Source organism: Mesorhizobium sp. M7A.F.Ca.AU.001.01.1.1, from assembly GCF_004022735.1.
GTDB lineage: Bacteria > Pseudomonadota > Alphaproteobacteria > Rhizobiales > Rhizobiaceae > Mesorhizobium > Mesorhizobium ciceri.
In genome coordinates this window covers 1-5,956 of record NZ_RZPF01000396.1, presented here as the reverse complement: position 1 = coordinate 5,956, position 5,956 = coordinate 1, and the positions used below count along the sequence as shown (strand labels likewise).

The 5,956-nt window shown below is 62.4% G+C and carries 6 protein-coding genes and 1 pseudogene; 2 read left to right on the top strand and 5 right to left on the bottom strand.

Annotated elements, in window-relative coordinates; all coding sequences use genetic code 11:
- The 5 genes and pseudogenes from EN884_RS22215 to EN884_RS22195 form a co-directional block, all read right to left on the bottom strand.
- A pseudogene (locus tag EN884_RS22215) lies at positions 1-318 on the bottom strand (formylmethanofuran dehydrogenase subunit C); the annotation flags it as partial.
- Positions 315-1,223: a formylmethanofuran--tetrahydromethanopterin N-formyltransferase gene (fhcD, locus tag EN884_RS22210; protein WP_063167859.1), complete on the bottom strand. Its 909-nt coding sequence runs from the start codon at positions 1,221-1,223 to the stop codon at positions 315-317. The pseudogene EN884_RS22215 and the gene fhcD, both read right to left, overlap by 4 nt.
- Positions 1,211-2,842: a formylmethanofuran dehydrogenase subunit A gene (locus EN884_RS22205; protein ID WP_063167858.1), complete on the bottom strand. Its 1,632-nt coding sequence runs from the start codon at positions 2,840-2,842 to the stop codon at positions 1,211-1,213. The genes fhcD and EN884_RS22205 overlap by 13 nt, the downstream gene beginning before the upstream one ends.
- Positions 2,836-3,699 (bottom strand): tungsten formylmethanofuran dehydrogenase, encoded by an 864-nt coding sequence (locus tag EN884_RS22200; RefSeq protein ID WP_206534989.1) that lies wholly within the window; start codon positions 3,697-3,699, stop codon positions 2,836-2,838. Before EN884_RS22200 ends, EN884_RS22205 begins: the two co-directional genes overlap by 7 nt.
- Positions 3,700-4,041: 342 nt before the next feature.
- Positions 4,042-4,422 (bottom strand): 4a-hydroxytetrahydrobiopterin dehydratase, encoded by a 381-nt coding sequence (locus EN884_RS22195; RefSeq protein ID WP_013532029.1) that lies wholly within the window; start codon positions 4,420-4,422, stop codon positions 4,042-4,044.
- Between the two features lie 153 nt (positions 4,423-4,575).
- Between EN884_RS22195 and EN884_RS22190 the strand changes: the two genes are divergently transcribed.
- Positions 4,576-5,547: a beta-ribofuranosylaminobenzene 5'-phosphate synthase family protein gene (locus EN884_RS22190; protein ID WP_024504393.1), complete on the top strand. Its 972-nt coding sequence runs from the start codon at positions 4,576-4,578 to the stop codon at positions 5,545-5,547.
- A 29-nt stretch (positions 5,548-5,576) separates the two neighbouring features.
- The coding region (locus EN884_RS22185; protein WP_281034835.1) for a methylene-tetrahydromethanopterin dehydrogenase N-terminal domain-containing protein at positions 5,577-5,956 on the top strand (380 nt) is incomplete at its 3' end.

Genomic DNA, 5,956 nt, shown 5'->3' with positions numbered 1-5,956 from the left:
GCCTTCGATCGTGAGCTTGCCACCCCGCATGGCGCGCCCGGCCTGGGCGCCGGCATTGCCAACGAGGCGAACCGACCCACCCCGCATGCCTTGCGCCACAAGGTCAAGGCGCATGCTTCCGCCCTCGAACACGATGCTTGCCGGATCGCTGCCGGCGACGCGAAAAATGTCGCCCACCTTCGATCCGAGCTTCGACATGCCGATCTGGATTCTTTCGACGTCGCGCCTTTCGATCCCGGCCAGCCGCTCCGGCGTCAGCGGCGACAGGTCAAGGCGCTCCGGCGGCTCGGCAACCAGGGTGAAGGTCAGCGCCTTCATGGCAGCATATCCTTCAGCGAGTAGATGAATTTCCCGAGCTTGCCGCCGTAATTGCCGGCGCTGATCCGAACCGCGCCTCTTTGCGGTCCGAGCTCTATGACAGCCTTGATGCCCGCCTTCATCGCGGCGGCAACTGCATCATTGGTCTCACCATCGATGACGATTTCCAGGACGGCGTTGATGTCGGGACCGAGTTCACTCGCGACGACGCCGCGCAGTGTCGGCGCGTAGGCTTCGTTGGCCGAGGCGATCATGCCTTTGTATTTGCCACCGATCTTGGAACCCGAACGGGCAATGCCGCCCGGAAACGGCACGATGGCGCCAGGCACCATGCCGATCGCACCGACGGCGGCCTCGGCAGCGGCCAAAGCGTTGGCGCTGCTTTGCGCCATGACAAAGAAATTGCCGCCACCGACAGCTTCCTTCGTCAGTCCGGTCGTTGCTTCGCACAGGAACTCGCCATCCATGACGGGAATACGCCAGAAATGCCTGTCGCCGATCTTCTTGGAGATTTGCCAGCCGTCGCCGAAATAACGCAGTGCCGAACCGAGCTTGAGCTCGGCGCTGCCCTGCAGCCCGGCAAAGCAGGCGGAACCCGGCGAGGTCAAAACGCACTGGCCGACACGATTGAGCAGTTGTTTCTGCAATTCGTCCGTTCCCATCGCGAAAATCATGACGCGGCAGCCCGGCCGGCCATCCGGTGTGGCCGATGGCGGCAGGTCGAGATCGATTGCCGCTTCGCAGCCGCAACCGATCACCGAGGTGGCGAAGCCGGTCATTGTGATCGCCGCCTGGCGAGCCCATTTCCGGCTCGGCGCGGTGATGACGATGGCGGTTGCGCGCATGCCGAAGGCTTCCGCGAAGGTATCGTCGATCGTTACGCCATTGATGCTCATGTTCGGCATGGCACCTCGCCGAATGGCTGTTCGCGCGCAATCGCGGAATCCGGGAAATTAAACCAGTCCAGCGACAGGCCGTAGCGCTGCTGGTGATAGTCCTCGAGCCGTCGCACCATTGCCTTGTCGACAGGCGGCTTGAGCCTCAATGCCTTGCCCCAGCGGTAATGGATGATTTCCCCGTCTTGCACGACGAGATCGCCATCCTTGAAAACATACGCCGCCTCTCCGAGCATTTTGGCGATACTGCGGTCCCTGCGATAGACAGCGACGTCGGCTGTTGCGCCGGCGCCGAGATGGCCTCGATCCGTCAAGCCGAGCAGCTTGGCTGGCGCCGCGCGCGTCATGATGGCGATTTCCTCGAACGTGTATTCGCGGTCGATTGCGGCCAGGGTAGAGAGCACCAGGGCGGATCGTGAAAGTCCGGCGGCCATTTCGGCGCGCGCTTCCCGGCTCATCAGCAGTTCGAACAGCGCCGGATAGGCGGTAAAAGGTGCACCGTTGGGATGATCGGTGGTGAAGAACACACGCCAGGGATCGTCGATCAGGAGAAAAAGCTCGAGCCCGATCGCCCACTGCATCGTGCCGTAGAAGTCCTTGCCATAGCTGTAGGGCACGATGCCGCCGCCATTGCCGTCACCGTCATGAATGACGGTCTTTTTCGGGTGTGCGCTGCCACGCGCCGAAAACTGCCGCATGACGTCGGAGGAGACCGTGACCGTCTGGCCGAACATCACCTGGCCGATATCGATGGTGACTTCCGGCGTCGCGTTGACCAGTTCGGCAAGCCGTGCGGCGGCAGAGGAAAACCCGCGTTTTCCTTCCGTGCCATAGCCATAGAACTGGAGGTGGGCGAGATGCAGCGGCAGTCCATCCGCCGCTGCAATCGTCGCAGCCGCCGTATCCGCCGATCCGGGGCTGCCCAGATTGTTGCAATGGACATGCAAGGGATGCGGCAAGCCAAGACTGTCGACGGCGGCCTGCAGCGTCTTGACGATCTTGCGCGAACTGACGCCATAGGAAGGCACGACATCATCCAGCGAGAAGGTGCGGACGTTCTCCTTGAAGGCGGCCGCCGCACCGGCGTTGATCACCTTGACCCCAAGCGCTCGCGTCGAAGCGACCGTCCAGGCGACATAGTCCTCGATCATCGTCCGGGGGGCGTCGTCGCGGATCATCGACAACAGGAAATCGTCGTTGCCGAGAATGGCAAGGGTCGCTTTGTCGATAATCGGGATGTCAGCCAGTTCGAGATGCGTGTGCAGCGCCGCTCCCGGCGACATCGCCGGCTCGACGACCGTCGTAAAGCCCATCTTTGCGTAGAGGCAGCCGGTCTGGAACGTCGACCAGCCGGCATTGGCGAGCGGCGTCATTGCTGGCCGCAGCTGATGGGCGGCATGCTGTTCGGGCAAGAGCAGCCGCGCGGTGTTCACATTGCCGCCACCGATGTGGGAGTGGATATCGATGGCGCCAGCCATCACGATGCAGCCGCTGGCTTCGACGGTCCGGTCGGCCGCCCCTCCCGCCGGCGCCGGAACGATCTTGTCGTCCTTGATCCAGAGGTCGCCTTTGCCGAGACGGCCGTTGACGGGATCGATGATGTCGCCGTCGGCGATTTTCGTCAGCATGGCAGTGGCTCGAGGAAAGCGTGGGTAGCGATCAGGCGGATGATCGTCGCGGCGGAGGGCAATTGCGAGGCCGCTTGCGCATCGATCGACCTGAGCGAGCCCGTGCGGCTGGAGTAGACAACCGCATCGTGATCGACCCCAGCCTCGCCGATGGCCATGGTGACTGCGGCGCCGGCAACCGGCTTTTCCGTTTTCGTCAGCACAATCAGCGCCATGCGTGCCCTTTTTTTCTGTAGTTGGGCCGTTGCGGCGGAGATCCGCAGGTGCAGGTCAGCTTCGCCGGCAGCGATCATGCGCTCCACATCGCAGCGCCAGGGATCGAATTCAGGGAGGCCGCGCGCAAAGCCGGTGCGCAGCGGAAAACCTGTCATCCAGGCCGAGGCGAGCGCGCTTCCCCACCCGTTTTCGCTCGCCGGCAGATAAAGGCCGGATGCGCGCGATTTGCGATTGAGATCGGCGATCAGTCCTTGCAGCATCTCCAATGCCAAGCCTTCGGCGGCGTGGCCTGAAAACAGGAACACGGGAAAATGCGCGGCCGCCAGAGCTTTGGCAAAATCATTGAAATTCGACACCGGTTGCGATGTACGCCGCCCTTTGTACTGTGCCCTCAGTGCCGCCAGCGTGGCGGTGAGGCTAGCTTGGCCACAGGAAAGTTGCGTTGCCTTGCGTCCGCCGTTCAGCGGCGGCACAGACATCCCGTTTGGGCCTACCACGAAGAACGCGCGCTGGTTGCCGGTCGAGAGGTCGGGAACCGTCCCGGCAAGTTCGCCGACAAGACCATGATGGATCCGCGGGAGCTCGCCCACGATCACCACGACATCGGCACGCCGGCGCGTCTCTCCGGGGGCGACGGTCATTGCCCCCTTGTCGGTAAAAAGCGCGGTCTCTCGGGCAAGTGCCGCACCATCGGCATGGTCGTATGCCGCGCCAGCCCGCTCAGCCAGCGCGATCGCCGCCCTCGTGCCATCTATATCCGTATCAAAGCTGAAAACCGGGCACCGACTTGACGACAATAGCGACGCGGCATGCGCAGCCGCGTGCTCAATCAGCGCTTCCCGGTTGCCGATCCAAGCAACCGCCATTCGCTAAACTACTTTCTGGTGCCGGCTCGATCCTAGACGAAACTGGATTGGCCGTGAACCCCACCCTGCAGCGGATCAGCGAATGTTTTCATACGCGTCAACAAATTCCGACCCTGCTTAGTCATATTTGACGTAAGCGAAGCGTTGATCGGTCAGTGGAGTGCCCTCCAGTGCCCCGCCTTCCTTGGCCGGCTGCCACTGGACAACGTCCTCGATCTTTTTCGCCAACTCGAAATCCTTGTCGGTAATGCCTTTCGCCGCGTGATTCGTCAGGCGCACCTCGACCCAGGCATAGGAGGCGGTGATATCAGGATGGTGCCACGCCGCCTCGGCGAGATGACCAACCGTGTTGATGACCATGAGCGTCGATTTCCAGCTGTGGGTCTTGTATTTGCGCCGGATCCAGCCGTTTTCATAACGCCATTTCGGCAACTCCTTCTCAAGCCGGTCGGCGATCTCGGCTTCCGAATAGACCTTTTCCTTGACTGTCTCGTTCATCTCGACCTCCGCGAATTGCTCGGTCTGTCACACGCCGGAGCCGGCAAACACGTATGCGTTCTCTTTGGCTTGCCCCATCGACGAAAACAGTTATCATGGTACCGGGCACCTAAACTTCCATGATGCATCCATGATGCACCCATCGGGGGGCAGATGTCGAATTCTGTTACCATACGAGTGCCCGCTCGCCTGCACCTTGGCTTCCTTGATCTCAATGGCGATGCTGGACGGCGGTTCGGCAGCGTCGGGCTTCCATTGAGCGAACCCGAAACCGTCGTCACCCTGTCGCGGTCCAGCGAGACCATCGTCGAAGGCTCCGAGAGCACCCGCGCCAGCGAGCATCTATCGACGCTCTGCAAGCATCTTGGCATTCGCGGCCAGCACCATCTGGTGGTAGAGCAGTCGATCCCCAGTCATGCGGGTCTGGGCTCCGGCACACAGATCGCCCTTGCCGTCGCCTCGGCGTTGCGCACGCTCCACAATCTGCCTCTGGACATCGCCGGCGACGCTAACCTGCTCGAGCGGGGCGGCCGATCCGGCATCGGCATCGCAAGTTTCGAAGACGGCGGCGTCATAGTCGACGCCGGCAAGAACGACCGCGGCGGAACGCCTCCGGTCGTCGCGCGGCTGCCGTTTCCGGAAGAGTGGCGCGTCCTCCTCATCCTCGACCATTCCGGGCATGGACTGCATGGAGCAGCCGAGGTTGCGGCGTTTCGCTCGCTGCCGCCATTCCCAACGGCAGGCAGTGGGGAGATCTGCCGGAGGGTGCTGATGGGCATAATGCCGGCTTTGGTCGAGCGGGACCTTCCGGCATTCGGCGCCGCCGTCACCGCGATACAGATGCTGATCGGCAGCCATTTCGCCCCGGCCCAGGGCGGCGTGTTCACCTCGAAGCGGGTCGAGATGGTGGCCCACTGTCTCAATGAAGCAGGCGCCGTCGGCATCGGCCAGAGTTCCTGGGGGCCGACAGGCTTTGCCTTCGCGCCATCGCAGGACGCCGCACTCAAGTTCGTCGACGCGGTTCGGAAGACGACAGTTGAGGGCGGCCTTGAGGTCAAGATCGTCAAGGGCAGGAACTCCGGCGCGAAGATCAGTTCAACCAGGCTGGATCTCGTCGGCAGCTGACGCTTCAGTTTCAGGCAGAAAGGCAAGAAATGGCCCGCAAACACATCCTGCACATGCTGACACCGTTGAAGCAGATGAGCCCCTTCGACGTGAACATGGCGCTCGACGCAGGTTTCGACGCCGTCGTCCCCTATGTCGATGTGGGCCTGGCCGAAGTGACGGGACTGGTCCAGGACGCGATCTTTTCACGCCCGCCGGATGCGGGTGTCGACACCGGCATCTTCATCGCCGGGAAGGATGCCTCGTTGGCGCTCGACATGTTCGACGCCGCGAAGAAGGCGATGGTGCCGCCTTTCCAGGTTTCGGTATTTGCCGATCCAGCCGGCTCGTTCACCACAGCCGCGGCGATGGTGGCCAAGGTCGAAAAGGCGCTGGAGAAGAAATTCCAGCGTGCGCTCAGGGATACGAG